This window comes from Pseudoalteromonas sp. C2R02, from assembly GCF_018860845.1.
In the GTDB taxonomy this organism is placed as follows: Bacteria; Pseudomonadota; Gammaproteobacteria; order Enterobacterales; family Alteromonadaceae; genus Pseudoalteromonas.
Map to the genome: position 1 here is coordinate 184238 of NZ_JAHKQC010000040.1, position 20446 is coordinate 204683.

Below are 20446 nucleotides of genomic sequence, written 5' to 3' on the forward strand. Positions count from 1 at the left end.
CCTAGACTCACCAGTCTAATATGATAATTAGCCTACTTCAAGGTGCAAGCGGCAGCATACTGAGGTAGAACTTTTTCTGATTTCACCAGGAAGGTAAAATGAAAAACCAACTACTTGCTTTTTTAAGTTTATTTTTTATAAGTTTGAGTGCTTTAAGTGCTGAAAACATTGTCAATATTGAAGCAATGACATTACAACAAAAAGAGTCTTACCAAGTAGAGCGCCACTTTAGCGGTCGTATAATTAAACAGCAGGATGCTAAACTCGCTTTTGAATTTTCGGGAAAAATTAACAAAATTCATTTTGACCAGGGTGATAAAGTCACTAAAAACACAACGCTGATCAGTTTAGATACCCGCTTGCTTAATATTGAAAAACAAAAGCTTGAAGCGAATCTCAAACGGTTAGAAGCGGAATTATCCCTTGCTAAACTAGATCTAAAAAGACTAGTGAAATTAAAACAACAAAATTACTCAGCTGAACAAAACCTCGACCAAATCAATACACAAATTAATATTCTTCAAGCGAATAAAAGCGAAATTCGAGCCGCTATTTCAGGTATCGAACTACAAATAGAAAAATCACATTTAAAAGCCCCCTTTGACGGTATTTTAGGCCAAAGATTTGTTTCTACGGGTGAAATTGTCGCACCAGGCACGCCAGTTATTCGTTTATTAAAAAACGGCCATAATCAAATTCAAGTAGGTGTGCCACAACATTTGCAACATACAATACAATCGCATATGCCTGTCATTATCGCAGGCAAAGAATATATGGCAAAAGTGCTCAGTACAGGTGCAGAATTAGACCCTATTTCACATACCCTGCTAATGCGATTTTCGCTACCTGATGATGCGCCCATTTATGCAGGTCAAGTTGCACGATTGAAAATAAAACAGAATAAACAGGCTTTAGGTTATTGGGTGCCTTTATCTGCATTAACAGATGGTATCCGTGGGACATGGAATCTTTATCATATAAATCAACAAGACGGTACATCTCGCTTAAAACCTATCATAGTTGAGGTGATATATACCGATGGTAAAAATGCTTATGTCAGTACTTCCTTACCCGATAAAAGTAAAATTGTAGCTAATGGCCTGCACAAAGTAAGCACTAACATAGCGGTCAATATAGTTAAAACCAGACTTGCCGATAAAGCGACTTTAAAAGGTGAGCTTTAATGATCAAATATCTATTTGAACACCCTCGTCTTCAAGCATTAATCATTGTTTTATTATGCGTCAGTGGGCTTGCTGCTATTAGCAGTTTACCAAGAACAGAAGATCCAAGGATCACCAATCGCTTTGCCTCTGTTACTACTTTTTTACCTGGTGCCAGTGCTGAGCGCATTGAAGTACAATTAAGTGAAGTTTTAGAACAAAAATTAAAAGCACAACAAGAAATAAAACTCATCGTTTCAACTTCACGACCGGGAATTTCGGTACTCAGTATTGAACTCAAAGATAATGTTATTGATCCAATTCCTATTTGGTCAAGATTAAGAGATTTATTAGCCGACGTACAAACTCAATTCCCCCCCCAAGCGAGCACACCTCAGTTAGATGATGAAAAAGGCTATGCATATACCCGAATATTCGCACTAACAGGTAAAACGCCACAAGTACCTCTTTCTGCAATCAACCGTTATGCTAAAGAGCTACAAAGTAAATTACGTAATGTATCTGGTGTGGAAATTGTGCATTTTTTTGGTAAGCCTGAAGAAGAAGTATTAGTTGAAATCGACGCAAACAAAGCAGCCATAGCAAATATTTCTGTACAACAAATAGCAAACGCACTTAAAGGGGCTGATTCAAAAGTTGCCGCGGGAACCTTAGTTAATAATAAAACACAAATTCAGTTAGAGGTAACTGGTGCTTTTGACTCTATCACGCGCATTGAACAAATCCCCATTACCAGTAGTGAGACTGGCAGCCAATATCAATTATCAGATTTAGCAAGTATTACAAAATCAATTAAAACACCACAATTTGATATTGCTTTAATTGATGGTCAGCCAGGCGTTTATGTTGCGGCACGCATGCTACCGGGGCTTCGTATCGACAATTTTTCAAAGAATGTAGATGACAGCAAAAACCTTTTTTTACAAAATCTACCTGAACAAGTGCAATTAAAGGAGGTTTTTAATCAACAACCCTATACAGAAAATAGATTAGGAGAACTGCTCAGTAATATTTTGGTCGGTTTTATTATTATCCTTTCGGTATTAATGCTTACCTTAGGTTTTAAAGCCGCAATTATAGTCGGCACAGCATTACCACTCACAGTATTATTTACTTTAGTAACTATGCAATATTACGGTTTGCCGATACATCAAATGTCGGTAACAGGTCTCGTTGTTGCACTGGGTATTATGGTAGATAACGCAATTGTAATGACCGATTCGATACAAAGATATCGCCAGCAAGGATACTCTGCATTAAAAGCCGTACAAACTGCAGTGTCACACTTTTGGATGCCGTTATTAGGCTCAACCTTAACAACTATATTAGCCTTTGCTCCCATAGTACTTATGCCGGGACCTGCAGGTGAATTTGTTGGCGGCATTGCCTTAAGCGTAATTTTTGCATTAATTGGCTCATATTTAATATCTCACACCTTAATAGCCGTATTTGCAGGTCAATTTATCAATGGCAAAGAACCTAATACCATTTGGGGCAGAGGTATACGCCTGCCAAAACTATCCAAAAAATTTATATCGACTTTAAACTGGAGCTTAAATCATCCTAAGCGCACTTTATCTTTAGTCTTTATGTTGCCAGTGTTAGGTTTTTTAAGCGCGGGTCAACTGACTGAGCAGTTTTTCCCGCCATCTGATCGTGACATGTTTCATATTGAAATGCGTTTATCACCAAGCAGTAGTATAGAAAATACCAAACAAACAACTTTAGAAATTGATCAGTTTATCAGGCAGTTTGAAGGAATAGAAAAACTAGACTGGATGATAGGCAATAACTTCCCCAGCTTTTATTACAATATAAAACCTCGAAGCCGTGGTGCATCAAATTATGCACAAGCTATGGTGAAAGTACCTAATTTTAAGGTTGCCAATAAACTTATCCCTAAGCTGCAAACTGAGCTAGATATTGCATTTCCACAGGCACAAATTATAGTCAGGAAATTAGAACAAGGCCCGCCATTTAATGCGCCTATTGAAATGCGAATTTATGGTCCTAACCTTGATACATTAAATACGTTAGGATCAGAACTACGTACTTTATTAATCTCACATGAAAATGTCACGCAAACCCGTGCAACATTAATGTCAGGCAATCCGAAGCTTTGGTTAAAAGCGGATGAAATCGCATTAAAACAAAGCGGATTAACCTTGAATGATTTAGCCAATCAATTACAGTCGCAATATCATGGTGTGATAGCGGGTAGTATCATAGAACAAACAGAAACCATTCCTGTTAGGGTGAGAGTATCTGATGCTGACAGAAGCTCAACGCAAGCACTCAACTCAACTAACTTTCTAGCAAACCAAGCATTAAACATTGAAGCTTTTACAGAGCTCAGTTTAAAACCATCAAGAGGCAGCATAGAGCGCAGAAATGGCGAACGGGTTAATGTTGTTGAAGGTTATTTAAAAACAGGCATTATTCCACAATCAGTATTAAGTGACTTTCAAGAAATTTTAGCTAATGCTGACTTTAAAGTACCACCAGGATATAAATTAGAAATTGGTGGCGAATCACAAAAACGTAACGAAGCCGTAGGCCAATTAATTGCATCAGTAGGTATTATTGCTGTATTGCTGATCACTGTACTGGTTGTTTCTTTTAATTCATTTACCACCACATTTTTAATTCTCATTAATGCGATTCAAGCTGCTATGTTAGGTTTATTAAGTGTTTATCTAGGCGGTTTTCCATTTGGTTTTACTGTGATTATCGGTCTACTTGGCTTAATGGGATTAGCAATTAATGCCGCTATTGTTATTTTATCTGAGCTGCGTGCAACTAATGCGGGCACAGATCAAGATAAAATCATTGCAGCAGTGATGAATAGCTCCAGGCATATTACTTCAACAACAATCACGACAGTAGGTGGTTTTATGCCTCTTATATTAGCTGGCGGTGGTTTTTGGCCTCCATTTGCTGTATCTATTGCAGGCGGAACAGCATTAACAACCATATTATCTTTCTATTTTGTACCTGTGGCTTATAAATTACTGATAGCAAAAAAATGTAAACTTGCTTTCACGCCTAAAAGCAGCGAAATACCTGCAAGTTAAGTCGACTAAATAGCTTATCTAAAATTTAGATAAGCCATTTAGTCTCGCAAACTACTCGCTCTAAAAATATCAAATTACATTATTAGATCCAAAAAACTTGGTTTAAATTCAGGGTTATGCAAAACTAGAGTTATTCAATAATCTCTATAAATTAATGCTGATAAAAGGTGACAATGAATGTCGAATTTTAATGCCTGGAAGCTCTTTAGTTTTTTTTGCTTTTCAATTTTTCTGTTAGGCTGTGAGTCTAAAGAAGAACAAGCCCAAAAATCTGTTCAGTTAGAAATTAATTCAACTGAATTAGAAATCGCAAGCTTAAGAAAAGCACTGGATAATAATTATATCCGTAACGCTAAACTGCTAAAAGAATATGATAGCTATGTACAAAGTAACTTACCTAAAATTTCACAAATAAGTAGTTTAGTTGCACAAGATGCCACAACTCAAGGTCCATTATTTCAAGGTTTAACAACACGCTTAAATGATATAAAAAACGAGCCTGTTACCTTAGATAATGCGTATATCCAATTAGACAGATTAGCCAAAATTAAAGAAGCCGCCAAGCTCAGCTTATTTGGTGATGCTTTAACAGATCCGTTAAATGTAATCGCTGATATGTCTGAGGGCAATTTAGCCCGTGTGGGTGCGATCAGCAAACAAGCTGAAGATGCCGCAAACCAAGGTGAAAACTTTGGTTCTGGTAGCCAAATGATAGGCAACCCTAACTATGGTAATTGGCAAACTAACTCTAGCGGTATTAGCTTTTGGCAATGGTATGGCATGTACCGTATGTTTGGCGATGTTGTTGGTGGCGTAAGCTACGATAGATGGAGCCGCAAGCGCCGTTATAGTTATTATAACGACTATGGCCGTTCACGTTATACCAGTAAAAATCAATATAAAACACAGCAAAAAATTGAAACCCGCACTAAGCAATCATACAAGCGCCAAGGTAAGCAATTCACCAGCCCTTACGCTAAAAAACGCTCAGGTGCTTCAAGCTTAAGTAGAAGCAGTTATACCCCAGTAAAAACCAGAAGTAGTTATTCAAAAAGCAGCTATTCAAAGAGTTCTGGCTCTGTTCGAAATAGCTCAAGCCGTACTTCTCGTGGCGTCAGTCGCGGTAAATAACCAATAAAAATACTGGTACTAACGAATTTAAATAAAGAATTTTTTGGAGAATATAATATGAACGGATTAACATTATGGACAGCGCAAGCACTCGCCATAGACTTTATCGTCATCATAGCCCTATTTGTAAGTTTAAAACTCATTAAAGGTTGGGTATCAAATTTACATGCTAATGATGAAATTACTAAACGTGATAACTTTGCATTTGGTTTAAGTTTTGCTGCAGGCCTAGCTGGTTTAGCTATCGTATTAACAGGAATTACAAGTGGTAACTTTGCAGATACTTTACTTGAAGAAGCGATGCAAATGGGTGGTTATGGTTTAGTAGGTATCGCTTTAATTAAACTTGGACATTTTTTTCAAGACAAAGTGGCACTACGTAAAGTTGATTTACATTTTGAGATTGTAAAAGGCAATGTAACTGCAGCACTAATTGAATTTGGTCATATCGTTACTGTCGCAATACTGATTCGCTCGGCACTAATTTGGGTATTAACTGAAGGCTGGCATGGACTGCCTATCGTGATTGCAGCATTTATCATAGGCAATATCATCATGTTATTAGTCAGTCAGTACCGTGTGCAGTTATTCAAACGCACAAATAAAAATGGCGATTGTTTACAACAAGCAATTAAAGATAATAATCTAGCTGTTGGTGTTCGCTACGCTGGTTTCCTAATTGGTAGTGGTTTAGCAATTACAGCAGCAACGGGTCTTGCGCCTTATAATGCTGAAAATATCAATATGAGCTTAGTTTACTGGGCAGGTGCTGCTATTTTCAGTTTAGTGATGTTTATTATTTTGCATTTAATCACTATAAAAATCATTTTATCTGGTACTGATATTTCAGATGAAGTGAACCGTCAAAAGAATGTAGGTGTTGCAGCTATTTCAGCAACAACCTCATTTGCGATTGGTTTAACGATGGCGACTTTATTAGGTAACTAAACCTAAACTTTCATAGCTCATAAGCAACAAACGCTTATGAGCTACTCCCTCACATTGATCTGAGCTTAACCCTATTGAATACCTCAACACTAACACAGTCTAAAAAAACATTATGGTTTCACGATATATTACTAATTTCAGTAATGGCAATCCTTGCTGGCTGTGGCCTTATTTATGAATATTTACTCTCTCACTATGCTGGACGTGTTTTAGGATCCGTAGAAAGCGCTATATACGCCATGATCGGCACTATGATAGTTGCCATGGGCATAGGTGCATTCTTAGCACGCTGGTTTAAAGACGCATTCACCGCTTTTGCATGGTTAGAAGCTTTAATTGCTTTAATTGGCATGAGTTGTATTTTATTTATCGCCAGCCTTATTGCCATTAGTTACACCTTGCCTCACACCCTTTCCGATACATTCAACTTACCACCTAACGTACTACTTGATGGTTATTTATTTGAAAAAATGCAAGATGTCGCGCAATTTATGCCTTATGTATTTGGTTTAATATTAGGCATCTTTATTGGTATGGAGATCCCACTTATCGCCCGAGTTCGACAACAAGTATATGGTCGTTTTTTAGAAAATAATGCAGGTACGATTTATGGTGCTGATTACATAGGTGCAGGTATAGGCGCGGCTATTTGGGTCACGATTATGCTATCTATGCCCATAATGCAAGCTGCTGCTTGGACTGCTTTATTTAATATCGTGGCTGGATTTATCTTTTTAGCTAAATATCGTAGCCATATCCGTTATGCAAAGTCTTTATTTGTTTGCCATATTATATTGTTATGCTTATTCAGCCTGCTATTAGTGATGGGCACAACTTGGATGAAAGATTTAAGCAGCGTGTTATATAAAGACAAAGTAATCTATTCTCAATCAACAAAATATCAGCACTTAGTGGTGACGGAGCGCTTTTTAAAAAATCAAAATGAGCCAATAACAGATCTCTACTTAAATGGACGATTACAATTCTCCAGCGCCGATGAACAACTGTATCATTCAATGTTAGTTTACCCTGCTATGGCAGCATCAAATCGCCATGATAATGTTTTAATTATTGGCGGCGGTGATGGCTTAGCACTAAGAGACGCACTGAAGTGGCCAGTTAAATCGGTGACTTTAATTGATTTAGATGCGCAATTACTGACTTTATTTGGTTTTGAAAACAAGCAATATTCAAGTGAAAAATTCGAAATACCTCACTATATAAAACAGCGTGTGGTTAAGTTAAATGAAAATGCGATGAGCGATCCTAGAGCGAATATCATTGCAACTGATGCTTTTTTAGAAGTAGAAAAGTTATTAGATCAAAGCAAACAATTTGATACCATAATTATTGATTTACCGGATCCTAATCATCCTGATTTAAATAAACTATATAGTGACTATTTTTATAATCAGGTTCGACAATTATTAGCACCAGATGGTGCCTTAGCAATACAATCTACCTCACCTTATCATGCCCAAAGTGCTTTTTTAAGCATCGCCAAAACGGTTAAATTTTCTGGCTTTTTACATGTTGAACAATACCAGCAAAATATCCCTTCTTTTGGCCAATGGGGTTGGACGATTGCAACACGCTCAGGACAAAGTGCCAGTCAGCGCATTGAAAAATTGCAACAACTACCAGTTGAATCACCATGGTTAAGCAAAGAATATATTCTTGCTTCATTTATCTTTCCACGAAACTTTTTTGATGAAATTAAGTCTATTGAAGTCAATAGGCTAGGATCAGGTGTACTGTATGATTATCACAGTCAAGCTTGGCAAAGTGAATCTGAATTGTATAAAAATTAAATTAATTTGCACTTTACTGTTGACATAATATGTCGCAAGTGCAATTCTTAACTCAGACATAATATGTCATTTATAGCAAAGGAACAGAAGATGGAATTAAATGAACTTTCAATCAAGTTAGCAACATTCGAAGCAGAAGGTGTTAGTTTTGAGTCTTTTCTAATTGCAAGTGAAGACGAACAGGAAGTCCTTCAAGTAATTGTTGATGGTAATGATGAGTTACCAATTTTTGTTACACAAACTGACGAACAACTGCTTTGCATTAGTTACTTATTTTCTGAAAGCGAAGTAAAAGCAGAATTAAAAGATGAACTTAATGAAGCACTACTTAGATTAAACGTGCCAATTCCATTAAGTGCATTTGCAAAAGTTGATGATAAATATGCCATTTTTGGTGCTTTATCAGTTAACTCATCATTTGATGATATAACACATGAATTAGTAACATTAGCTGACAACGCAATTGATGCATTAGATGCGGTCACAGCTTACTTAAATGAATAATGGTTTAGGCCAGGAGATAAGATTATGAGCATACTTAAAAAATTATTTACAGCAGTACGTGGCGGCGCAAGAGAAGTAGGTGAATCAATTGTTGACGCTAATGGTATCCGTATTTTCGAACAAGAAATTGCTGATGCACAAAACGCATTACAAAAAGCGAAAAAAAGCTTAACTGAAGTAATGGCTAAAGAAATGCAGTGTAAACGTAAAGTAAGTGCTTTAAATGACAGCATTAGCGAGCATGAAGAATATGCAGGCCAAGCACTTAGCCAAGATAACGAAGCATTAGCAATTGAAATTGCTGAAAAGATTGGTGATTTTGAAACTGAAAAAGCAGAGCAGGAACAAGTGCTAGCGGGTTTTAGTAATCATATTGTTGCCCTTAAGCAACAAGTTAAAGAAGCAGAAAAAACCATCAAGGAAAATCAGCGTCAATTAACTATGGTGAAAACCACTGAAAGCGTGCAAAAAGCAACAATGGCAGTTAATAGCACACTTAATACAAACGAGTCATCTATGACATCAGCGCGGGCTTCTCTTGATCGTATCAAGCAAAGACAAGCTGATAGACAAGATGAGCTATCGGCAGCAAAACAGCTTGAATCAGCGGCTAACGGCGATGATTTAAAAGCTAAGATGGCAGAAGCAGGTATTGGCGGTAGCAATACCAAAAATAGCGATATTTTAGCGCGTATTAAAGCAAAACAAGGTAAGTAAGTTTTAAATACCTTAAGGTTAGCGAGTTCGCTCGCTAACTTATCCCCTCTCACTTTAACTCTATAAACATCTAGTTAAGGAACGCTCCATGTTTAGTTTCTTCAAATCAAAAAAAAATAAACCCGAACGCCAACTTAATGATGCCAGTCAGCTAAAATCTGGTGATATGCTGCAAGTCATTGACTCTTTTGCCTACCCTGCTTGGCTTAAAGGTCAAATGCTTAAAGTGGCAGATGTGCAAACTTATCAATATGAACGCAGTTCAGATACCGAATTTGTTTTAGAAACAGATTCTGGTCAAGTTGTATTTTTACAAATAGAAAAAGAAGATGGCGAACAATGGGCTAACTTTTCAATAAAAGTTCAAAGAGAAGATGTAAATGCAATTTTCACTTTAGATGAATTTTCTCGTATTTTTGATGAAGAAGATTTAACACATTTAAAAACCAACGATAAACCGAGCCAATTTAGTCAATTCTTAGCTGACGAATATAAACAAACCGAAGACCCTTATGTAGCATACTTTCATAAACAAGATTTTCGTAATTTAGCATTACCACGTTATGAAAGTGAAAGTGGTGAACCTTGTGAAATGATTACGCTAATGTCGCCTCAAGAAAGCCATAGCCTTAATATTGAGATTTGGGATGGTGGTGATACAGAAGTATCATTAACACTGACGCGCCCTATCACTGATATCGTAGACCTATTTCCTGGTAGCGCTACATGATCAAAAAAGAAGAAAAGTGGTTAAAACAAGAGCAAGCGATCCGTGCAACGCAAATGGCTTTTGATTTAAGCAGTGAAGTGCAAAAAAATATTAAGAAACAGGCGATAGATGAAGAGTTAACGCCTTCAGATATGATCCGAAAGATTTTAGATTTAGATGTTAAATCTAAAAAAACCAGACAAAGGTTATCTTTTAATCTTAATGATGACGAGATTAAACAATTAGCCATTCGCTTTGGTGTCGATACCGAAGATAAACGCGCGGTTAAACAGAAAGTAGCAGATATTTTAATTGAGTATGCAATAGACGATAACAAGGAATAAGTATGAAAGGTGCAGGCGGAACGTCAGGTGGCATAGGCCAATTTTTTATTGGTTTAGTCATGATGAGTGGCGGGTTTTATATGCTACTCAACGCTATTAAGGTGAGTTCATCTTTTGGTATGGGTACCCGCTTGTATGGCATTTCAGGTATAAGCATAACCAGTGGCATGGTAATGATCCCTTTTATATTTGGTATTGGACTCGTATTTTATAACAGTAGAAACATATTAGGTTGGATACTCTCATTAGGCTCAATCACAGCTTTAATTTTTGGTGTTATTAGCTCTATACGCTTTTCATTTGCAAGTATGAGTTCATTTGATTTAATTGTTATTTTAGTGCTGAGTATGGGTGGATTAGGTTTATTTTTAAAATCTTTAAAAGCGATAGATAAGCATTATCCTGATGAAAAGTCTTAACTTTTATTTGAAATCAATTTATATTATGGGAACAATATATTACATAAAATAATAAAAGTTTAATGATTAAACTAATAAAAATGTAAAAGGAGTAAAAATGGAATTTTTAAATACCGCATTGACCTTTCCAACTGTTGTATTTTCAGTGTTATTAATCATAGTTATTTTATTTTGGTTAGTCACAATCGTTGGCTTAGCCGATATAGATATGTTTGAAGCAGATGTTGAACTCGAAACCCAAGCGAATACAGCAAGTACCTCAGGAATATTTAATAACTTAGGATTAAGTGAAGTACCTTTAACGGTTTCAGCTAGTATAATAATTATGAATGCCTGGTTAATCAGCATTTATAGTCAAGCCTGGTTTTTAGCTGAGTTTAAATCACATTCATTATATTATGTTTTTGGTGCGCTCATTATATTAGCCTGTAGCATCATATCACTTCCCCTTAGCGCGTTAATGACCAAACCATTAAGACGTTTTTTTACCAGTAAACAAACAGCCAATAAACATGATTTTATCGGCCTAGAATGTACCATTGCCACCTCAAAAGTAACCCAGACATTTGGCCAAGCCAGAGTCACGCTTCAAGGGGCTGAACAATTAATTGAAATCAGAGTTCAAGATTCAACCCATCAATTCAATCTCGGTGATACCGCACTATTAATAGAGCACTTAGTTGACTCTCGTAGTTACGTTATCGCACCAAAACCTTGGTCATAAACCAATAATATATAAACTAATCAGCTGAATTTAAGTCATTAAAATAGTTAACAAAAGCAACATATAATCATTTAGCAAGGAAACAACATGGATTTTTTAGACAATTTAGTACCAATATTAACGTTTGTTGGTATCGGTATCGCAATTATTTTTGCCATTTTACTAATCGTAGGTAAGTTTTATCGCAAGGTAGATCAAGGCCAAGCATTAATCATTAATAAAATGAAAAATGAGCCTGATGTCACCACCACAGGCGGAATTGTATATCCTGTGATCCATAAGATGGAAGTAATGGATATTTCAACCAAGCGCATGGTATTAGAACGCAAAGATAAAGGCGGTTTAATTTGTAAAGATAATATTCGTGCCGATATTACAATTACATTTTATATTCGAGTGAACGAAAATAAAGATGATATTTTACGTGTCGCTAAGCAAGTAGGTTGTGTACGCGCATCTTTCCCTGAAACACTACAAGAGCTGTTTGAAGCAAAATTCTCTGAAGCACTTAAAACAGTCGGTAAACAGCTAGATTTTGTTGAATTATTCACTCAAAGAAATCAATTCAGAGACAAAATAAAAGAAGTGATTGGTCAAGATTTATCGGGTTATACCCTAGAAGATGTGGCGATAGATTATTTAGAGCAAACTGCTATTTCAAAATTAGATCCACAAAACATTTTAGATGCTGAAGGTATACGCCGTATCACTGAAATGACAGCTTCACAAAATGTTGCAACTAATCAGCTAAAAAACGAAGAAGATATTCAAATCAAAAAGCAAAATGCTGAAACACATGAAAAAGCATTAGAATTAGCACGCCAAGAAGAAGATGCTAAAGCCAGACAAGCAAGAGAAGTTGCAACAGTACAAGCGCGTGAAACAGCTGAAACAGAACGCGTTCAGCAAGAAGAACGCTTAAAATCAGAGCAAGCTAAAATGCAAACTGATGAAGCGATTGGCATTACTGAACAAAACAAACAACGAGAGCTTGATATTGCCGAACAAAATCGTTTACGTGTATTAGCCATTGAAGAAGAAAAAGTATTAAAAGCACGCCAAATAGAACAAATAGAGCGTGAAAAAGAAACTGAAATATTAACCATTAATAAACAAAAAGCACTGGAAGTTGAACGTAAAGAAATAGCTGAAGTACAACGCGATCGTATCGCGGTTGAAAAAACAGTTGCTGAAGAGCAGGAACGTATCAAAGATGTACAAGCGCTTTCAGAAGCCGAAAGACAAAAAGAATCTCTTATTATTGCAGCCAAAGCAGAAGCTGAACAGGCATTAGTAAAAGACATTGAAGCAGCAAAAGCCGCTGAACAATCAGCAGAATATAAAGCTAAGGAACAAGAGACTTTAGCAGCTGCACAACTACGCGTTGCGAATCAAAATGCAGAATCGAAAAAAATATTAGCTGAAGCCACCAAAGTAGAACGTGCGGCCATAGGTTTAGCTGAAGCCGATGTTATTAAAGCAAAAGCCGAGGCAAGTGCTGTACAAGGTGAAGTTGATGCTAAAGTACTAAAACAAAAACTTGAAGCCCAAGCGCAAGGTGATAAAGAAATTGGCTTAGTCGATGCAGAAATAAAAGAAGCTATGGCACAAGCAATTGAAAAACAAGGTCAAGCAGATGCTCAAGTATTACAACAAAAATTAGAGGCGCAAGCACAAGGCGATCGTGAAGTTGGTTTAGCTGATGCGCAAGTAAAAGAAGCGATGGCACTGGCGATAGAGAAACAAGGCGAAGCTGAAGCGCTTAACTTAGAGCGTATGATGACAGCTGAAGCTAAAGGCTTAGAAGAAAAGCTTGAAGCGCTTAACGCAATGAGTCCAGAAGCGAGAGATTACGAGACTTACACATTGCAACTCAATCAGAAAAAAGAACTGTCACTTGCCTCTATTGAAGCGAATAAACATGTTTCAGCTAATCAAGCTGAGATTATGGCTAAAGCACTTGGTAGTGCTGATATCAATATCATGGGTGGTGATGGTCAGTTCTTTAATCAATTTATGAAAGCGATTAGCTTAGGTAAATCTATTGATGGTTTTGTTGATGAAAGCAAAGTTGTGCAATCGGCATTTAAAGATCATTTAAGTGGTGAACGTAACATCATTGAAGATTTAAAAGGTGTGATTTCAGGTGCTCAAGGTTCAAGTGAAACCATGAAAAATATGAGTATGACAAAACTGATGAATCAATTTGCTAATTCATCGGAAGCTGATAAATCACAACTAATGAGCTTATTGGGCTCTACTTTCAATTCCAATAATAAAACAAATGGCGCTCAAGATTCTTAATTGAACCATTACATACTTCAAATCACATGATTTTTTATTGTGTGATTTGATATTCAATTTAGCCTTTTCATTTGTCATAGTTATCGAAATTACAATGCGTTTCGTTGTAATTTCAATAGCATTGATATCAAGATATAAACAGTTAAGTCAATTTTAACTGGACTAGTTCAGCAATAGGATTTTATAAATGACGGATTCACATAACTCAGACCAAGACAATATAGCTTTACAAGGCGGATCTTATGATTTGATCAAAAGGCGTTTATTAAACTTAGGCACTGAACTAAAGTCACAAATAGATAACGTAAATCAAGAACGCATAGAAACCTTTGGTAGTACAGATTTAAAAGTAAAAGGTAGAGTACGAGTACGTACTGAAAACAACTGTATTCCACGTGATATTATATGCATTGGTGATACGCTGGTTTTTGCTTTTAATGTCTTTATTGGATTGAAAACCACAACTAAAGTGTCTGATGTATTTAGTTTACATAGGCTAGCAAATCAAGAAGAACACTTTGAAATAGAAGATATAAAAACTGATAACAACTTCTTAACCGATAGCCGATTTATTCGCGACTTTGATGAGTTATATACTTATTACAAACAGGCTCAGCTGCAACATTTATATAAGCAAGATGGTCATTTATATGCGATATTTCAAATCGGTGAGCGTCTTACTGATATTCGCGTATTTCGTTGGTCTATCTCAGCTGACAATCAAATTAGTTATATTGATAATCGCGGTGAAAAAGCAATAAAAGCACCACAAAATCACGATTTTGAATGGCATCAAACCAGCAGAAAAGAACATGAGGAAGGTCGCTACCCTCATATCAACATTTTAGATAAGGTCTTTGTTGAAACTTTAAATGGCACCCTAACTGTTAAAGTTGAAAATAATACCAGTTCTGGGCAAGGGATCTACAGTGAAGCAGTTGAAGATAAAAACCAATCTTTAGCTGATTGCGAACTTCAATACGCTCATGTTGGTTCATTAATTTTATTAAAAATACTGCCTTATCGCGAAAAACAGTGGCGCTACTTGATTTTTAACATTGATTCTCAACAAGTGATCCGCCAAGATGCTATTGGTGATGCATGTGTACAATTACCAGAAGATCACGGCATTATTTTTCCAGGTGGTTATTATTTACAATCAGGGCAAACTCGACAATTTGAAGATAACGCTGTTGATTTAGAATTTCACCGTCAAATAAAATCCCCTAATGGCGAAGATGTATTATTTGTATTTTATGAGCCAAAAGAAGGTCGTTATGCCCTATTTGCTTACAATTTAATTGATAAGAATTTACAAAACCCTATTTTTGGTCATGGCTATACTTTATTTGAAAACGGCACAACCCTGACTTTTAAAGCAGATAAAGATGAAGCTGAGCGAGTTCATCCCGTTCAAATATGGCAAAGCCCATTTGTTAGTCCTGAGTTTGCAGCTAATGCACCGCAAGATACTAGCCTTTTAGGCAAGATCGGTAATCCTGATTTAGTACGTGGTATTTCAGATTTATATAGTTTGCATAAATTGATCAACGAACAAAGTCCACAAATCCATCACTATGAAGCCATGATTGGATTATCTCGTAACTTATTCGATCGGTATCATTGGCTATCTGAAACTACTTTTAGTGATATAGAGCAAAGCTTACATCATATTTTTGAGACTTCAGAGCAAGTCTTGGATGAGTTTGAAAAAGTTAATGAGATACAGAATAAAGCAAAACTTGCACTAAACGATGCAAATACAGCTTTTGAATCTTTAAAAAGTGCAATCCGTCCAGATAGTTTTAAACTCGCCAGTGAGTTTGTTGATGGCTTAAATCAACTTAAGCAGCAAAAAGGGCAATTAATCAGCTTAGAAGAATTAAAGTTTATTGATTTATCCGCATTAGAAATTTTAAATCAACAAGTTGACGATATTACGCAAACGTTAAGCCAAGCCACCGCTGTTTTTTTGCAGCAAGAAAAAGCGCTTACACCGTACCATTCAAGTTTAAAAGAAGTTGAAGACTTTACCAAAACCTGTGACAGCGTAACAGAGCTAAAACAGCATATCGCTACCTTAGACGAATTAAGCAATGGCTTAGATTTACTAAACCATACCATGCTTGATTTACAAATTGACGACAGCCGCATTCGCAGTCAAATATTAGAAGATATTTCAATTGTATATGGCTTAGTTAATCGCGCTAAAGCCAGTGTAGAAATCAAGCGTAAAAGCTTAGGTTCAGTGGAAGCTAAAGCCGAGTTTTCAGCCCGATTTAAACTACTATCACAAAGTGTTACCGGTGCACTTAATAATGCAAAAACACCTGTAGAATGTGATGACCAATTATCTCGTTTACTGATCCAACTAGAAGAGTTGGAGTCTCAATTTAGTGAATACGATGAATTCTTAGCTGATATTCTCACTAAACGTGATGATATTTTTGATAGCTTTGAAAAACATAAACAAACTTTAATTGATGCCCAGCAACGACGTGCGGTCAACTTAGCTTCTGCAGCAGAGCGTATTCTACAAGGGATCAACCGTAGAACCGCGACTTTCACTGATTTAGATGTACTAAATACTTATTTTGCTTCAGATCCAATGATCAGTAAGCTAAAAGCTTTGATCAATGAATTAAAGACCTTGGACGATCAAATCAAAGCCGATGATTTACAAGCAAAACTTAAAGCCTGTAAAGATCAGGGAATACGAGGATTACGGGATAAACTCGATATTTATAGCGATGGTGGTAATACAATCTCGATTGGTAAGCACCAGTTTAGTGTTAATAAACAAGTATTAGATCTGACGTTATTACCGAAAGATAATGAGCTTACATTACACCTAACCGGTTCAGATTATTTTGAAAGCATTAAAGATCCACTTTATAAAAATCAATTAGATGCTAATAAGCACTTATGGGAGCAAGCATTAGTATCTGAATCTGAGGTAATTTATCGCGGTGAGTATTTAGCATCCGCAATCTTGCTTGCAGCAGATTCAATTACTGATCCGCTTACTTTTAGTCAATTATTTACAGCTCAAAAAGATAATAGTTTAATTAATCTCGTACAAAAGTTTGCAGAACCGAGATATCAAGAAGGATATGAAAAAGGCATTCATGACCATGATGCCTGCCTCATTTTAAACGTATTATTAAAGCAAAAGTCAGAAAATGGCTTATTAATTTATCCTGCTGCTGAGCGTATTATTACTGCTTTATTTTGGCAAAATAAAGAACAAACAGAACAGGAGTGTTTATTACAACAAGCCAAAAATGCCGACTTAATGCAGCAACACTTCAAGGATAGTGTCTTTTTCAATAACCTGACCACCAGCTTAATTGATGAGATAAGCCAATTTCAGCAGACTAATCCCCTATTAGCTGAGCATCATTTAGCAGCCAATGCACAAATTTGTGCTCAGTACTTAATAAGTGAACTCGCACAGCAAAAACCTGATTGTGATCAAGCCATTTTTTCTATTACAGCTGCTGCAAAAAGTTTAGCTGAACAATTTATACAAGATGTTAAAAGCAAAGGAATTTATAATCATTTACAACAAGCAGATGAACAACTCAATGCCTTAACACCTCGCTGGCAACTCTACTTCACTTGGTTAAATGCATATAATCAAACATTGCAAACACCGGCTACACACGCTATTTCACTTGAAAGTGCGTATTACTTACTGTGTTTAACGCCTGCTTCATTACAATTTAATAGCTTAAACAATACTGTAACAGATAATCGTATTACCGGGTTAATGGGGCAACACTCAAGAATCACTGAACAAACTTTAACGGTTGATTATGCTGAGTTTTTTGCACGTACTACTGAGTATCAAAACAGCCAAGTTAGCGCATTTACTCAATATCATAAATTGCGAAATAATATTCTCGAAATAGAAAAAGAACGCTTACAATTAGATGAGTTTAAAGCGCGACCTTTGAGCTCTTTTGTACGTAATCAATTAATTGATAAAGTATATTTTCCTATCATAGGTGACAATTTAGCCAAGCAAATTGGTGCTTCAGGTAATAATAAACGTACCGATTTAATGGGCATGTTATTACTCATTTCACCGCCAGGATATGGTAAAACAACCTTAATAGAATACATTGCCAGTCGTTTAGGTTTGACCTTTGTAAAAGTAAATTGTCCATCTATAGGTCATGATCAAGTATCCCTAGATCCTGCTCAAGCCATTAATGCAACCGCTGAAAAAGAGATTGAAAAAATAAATCAAAGTTTCGAAATGGGCAATAATGTCATGTTATACCTTGATGATATTCAACATACTAATCCAGAGTTTTTACAAAAATTTATTTCTTTATGTGATGGCTCTCGACGTATTGATGGTGTATGGAAAGGCAAAAGTAAAACCTATGATTTACGAGGTAAAAAATTTGCTGTGGTCATGGCTGGTAATCCATATACTGAATCTGGTGAAAGTTTCCAGATCCCTGACATGTTATCTAATCGTGCCGACATCTATAACTTAGGTGATACTTTATCAGGGTGTGAAAGCGAATTTGCGATGAGTTTCATTGAAAATGCATTAACTTCAAATTCTGTATTGGCACCGCTTGCCAATCGAAATATGCAAGATCTCTATAAGCTAGTTAGAATTTGCCAAGGCGAAGATATTTCCCTTAATGAGTTAGAACATGGTTATAGCCAGGCTGAAGCAAATGAAATCAAAGCTGTACTGACTAAATTAATGACAATTCGTGACACAGTGCTCAAAGTTAACGAACAATATATCGCATCAGCAGCGCAAGATGATAAATACCGCACAGAGCCACCTTTTAAATTACAAGGTAGCTACCGAAATATGAATAAAATGGCGGAAAAAGTGGTTGCCGTCATGAATGACTCAGAACTTGAAAATTTAGTACAAGATCATTATCAAGGCGAAGCACAAACACTCAGTAAAGGTAGTGAAGAAAACTTACTTAAACTCGCAGAATTACGTGAAACACTTTGCGAAGATGATAATGACCGTTGGCAAGCTATTAAACAAGATTATAGTCGTCTAAATAAATTAGATGATGCAGGCAGTCCTGCAATGTTAGCCGTTAATCAAATGAGTTTATTACATGAATCTCTTGAAGGTATTTCAAGTAAACTTGATAAACAAAACCTGAGTTGGGATCATAGTGATTCACTACTACAGGTGGCTAACTCTATAAACCAAACTAGCCCTCAAAGCCAGTTACAAACCATAGCTGAATCTTTAATCGGTAATAACTCTAATGAGCAACTAGCAGCACTTAACCACACGCTTTCTCAACTAGATAACAACAATAACTTACAACAATTATCACAATCTTTAACGCAAGCTATCAGTGCCAATAACAACACTGATAATCTCAGCGAATTAACACAATCAATCACTCAAGCTATCAGTACCAATAACAATATCGATAAGCTCAGTGAGCTAACGCAATCTGTAACTCAGGCTATCAGTGGCAATAACAACACTGATAAGCTCAGTGAGCTAACACAATCAATAACGCAAGCTATCAATGCCAATAACAATACTGATAAATTATCTGAATTAGTTTTAGCTATTAAAAGCAATAATAATTCAGACCAATTATCTCAACTAATTGATATCAATAAACAGTTAACTGACACATTACAACAACAAGCTGTGCCAGAGGTAAATATCGATAATCACACAGACCCCCAAGTAGCAGATGCAGTTCAGGCCATAGCACAAACGATTGATGTTTCTTTATTACCGGTATTGAAAATTATGCATCATAAAATAAGACTCGATCATGATGTGTGGAATAAAGTTGATGCGATAGCTAAAAAATTAAAACAACTTGACCCTGCTTTTAGTGAACCAGAAACAACATTAACGAGTCACGATGAAGAAATTGTCGCAACCAGAAATAATTAAGGAAAATAATAATGCGTTGTCCCAAATGTAAAGATACAGATTTAACTGCGACTAGAATAGATAGGGATTATCGGCCATGGGCTGTCAACAATGCTCTGGCGCTTTAATATCTTTACTTTATTATCGAGATTGGGCTGAATTATCAGCTAATAGCCAATTAAATGATCAAAATATATCAGCTGAGGATATAGAACTTGAAAATGTTAACGATACTAGCACCGCTTTGAACTGCCCTAAGTGTGCACGTTTAATGCGTAAATTTAGGATCTCTGGTTGTCATAATAATAGATTAGATTTATGTAATAGTTGTGACGATGTTTGGTTAGATGATGGTGAATGGCAAATGTTACAAGCGCTTAAAATGAGCAATTTAATGCCCAGCATCTTTACTATTCCATGGCAAACAAAGGTACGTATTCAGGCGCAAGATGAAGATAGAAAACAGCGTTATTTAAAGATATTAGGTGAAGAAGATTTAACTAAATCAGAGCAATTACGTCAATGGTTAAAAGATCACCCAAAAAGACAAGATATAATATTTTATATTAATCATCAGTAAGTTATTAAAGAGGGAGGTTATTCGTCTGATTTAACAATTATTACAACAAATCAAACAAAATGTAATATTTTCCCCAACAAGTTAAATTTTATAGTAAA

The 20446-nt window shown here is 36.1% G+C and carries 14 protein-coding genes; all 14 read left to right on the forward strand.

Annotated elements, in window-relative coordinates:
- Window positions 1–98 precede the first annotated feature (98 nt).
- A complete protein-coding gene (locus KO527_RS18915; protein WP_216041823.1) occupies window positions 99–1184 on the forward strand; it encodes an efflux RND transporter periplasmic adaptor subunit in 1086 nt (361 codons plus the stop codon).
- Window positions 1184–4258 carry an efflux RND transporter permease subunit gene (locus tag KO527_RS18920; RefSeq protein WP_216041824.1) on the forward strand — a complete coding sequence of 1025 codons (3075 nt, stop codon included), beginning with the start codon at window positions 1184–1186 and terminating at the stop codon, window positions 4256–4258. The genes KO527_RS18915 and KO527_RS18920 overlap by 1 nt, the downstream gene beginning before the upstream one ends.
- Window positions 4259–4435: 177 nt before the next feature.
- Window positions 4436–5389 carry a CHAD domain-containing protein gene (locus KO527_RS18925; RefSeq protein ID WP_216041825.1) on the forward strand — a complete coding sequence of 318 codons (954 nt, stop codon included), beginning with the start codon at window positions 4436–4438 and terminating at the stop codon, window positions 5387–5389.
- A gap of 57 nt (window positions 5390–5446) precedes the next feature.
- Window positions 5447–6337, forward strand: coding sequence for a DUF350 domain-containing protein (locus tag KO527_RS18930; protein ID WP_216041826.1), 891 nt, complete (start codon window positions 5447–5449; stop codon window positions 6335–6337).
- 74 nt (window positions 6338–6411) lie between these two features.
- Complete coding sequence (locus KO527_RS18935; protein ID WP_289847718.1) at window positions 6412–8148, forward strand: polyamine aminopropyltransferase; 1737 nt, start codon at window positions 6412–6414, stop codon at window positions 8146–8148.
- Window positions 8149–8238: 90 nt separating this feature from the next.
- Window positions 8239–8652, forward strand: a complete 414-nt coding sequence (locus tag KO527_RS18940) for a DUF2170 family protein (protein ID WP_216041827.1) — start codon at window positions 8239–8241, stop codon at window positions 8650–8652.
- Window positions 8653–8676: 24 nt separating this feature from the next.
- Window positions 8677–9369: a PspA/IM30 family protein gene (locus KO527_RS18945; RefSeq protein WP_042146552.1), complete on the forward strand. Its 693-nt coding sequence runs from the start codon at window positions 8677–8679 to the stop codon at window positions 9367–9369.
- 88 nt (window positions 9370–9457) lie between these two features.
- Window positions 9458–10099 carry a hypothetical protein gene (locus KO527_RS18950; RefSeq protein ID WP_216041828.1) on the forward strand — a complete coding sequence of 214 codons (642 nt, stop codon included), beginning with the start codon at window positions 9458–9460 and terminating at the stop codon, window positions 10097–10099.
- Complete coding sequence (locus KO527_RS18955; protein ID WP_042146548.1) at window positions 10096–10422, forward strand: hypothetical protein; 327 nt, start codon at window positions 10096–10098, stop codon at window positions 10420–10422. The genes KO527_RS18950 and KO527_RS18955 overlap by 4 nt, the downstream gene beginning before the upstream one ends.
- 2 nt (window positions 10423–10424) lie before the next feature.
- Window positions 10425–10841, forward strand: coding sequence for a hypothetical protein (locus KO527_RS18960; protein WP_042146546.1), 417 nt, complete (start codon window positions 10425–10427; stop codon window positions 10839–10841).
- Window positions 10842–10938: 97 nt separating this feature from the next.
- A complete protein-coding gene (locus KO527_RS18965) occupies window positions 10939–11565 on the forward strand; it encodes a DUF1449 domain-containing protein (protein ID WP_216041829.1) in 627 nt (208 codons plus the stop codon).
- 87 nt (window positions 11566–11652) lie between these two features.
- Window positions 11653–13869 carry a hypothetical protein gene (locus KO527_RS18970; protein ID WP_216041830.1) on the forward strand — a complete coding sequence of 739 codons (2217 nt, stop codon included), beginning with the start codon at window positions 11653–11655 and terminating at the stop codon, window positions 13867–13869.
- A 187-nt stretch (window positions 13870–14056) separates the two neighbouring features.
- Complete coding sequence (locus KO527_RS18975; RefSeq protein WP_216041831.1) at window positions 14057–19789, forward strand: DNA repair ATPase; 5733 nt, start codon at window positions 14057–14059, stop codon at window positions 19787–19789.
- 76 nt (window positions 19790–19865) lie between these two features.
- Window positions 19866–20348 carry a zf-TFIIB domain-containing protein gene (locus tag KO527_RS18980; RefSeq protein WP_216041832.1) on the forward strand — a complete coding sequence of 161 codons (483 nt, stop codon included), beginning with the start codon at window positions 19866–19868 and terminating at the stop codon, window positions 20346–20348.
- Window positions 20349–20446: the final 98 nt, after the last annotated feature.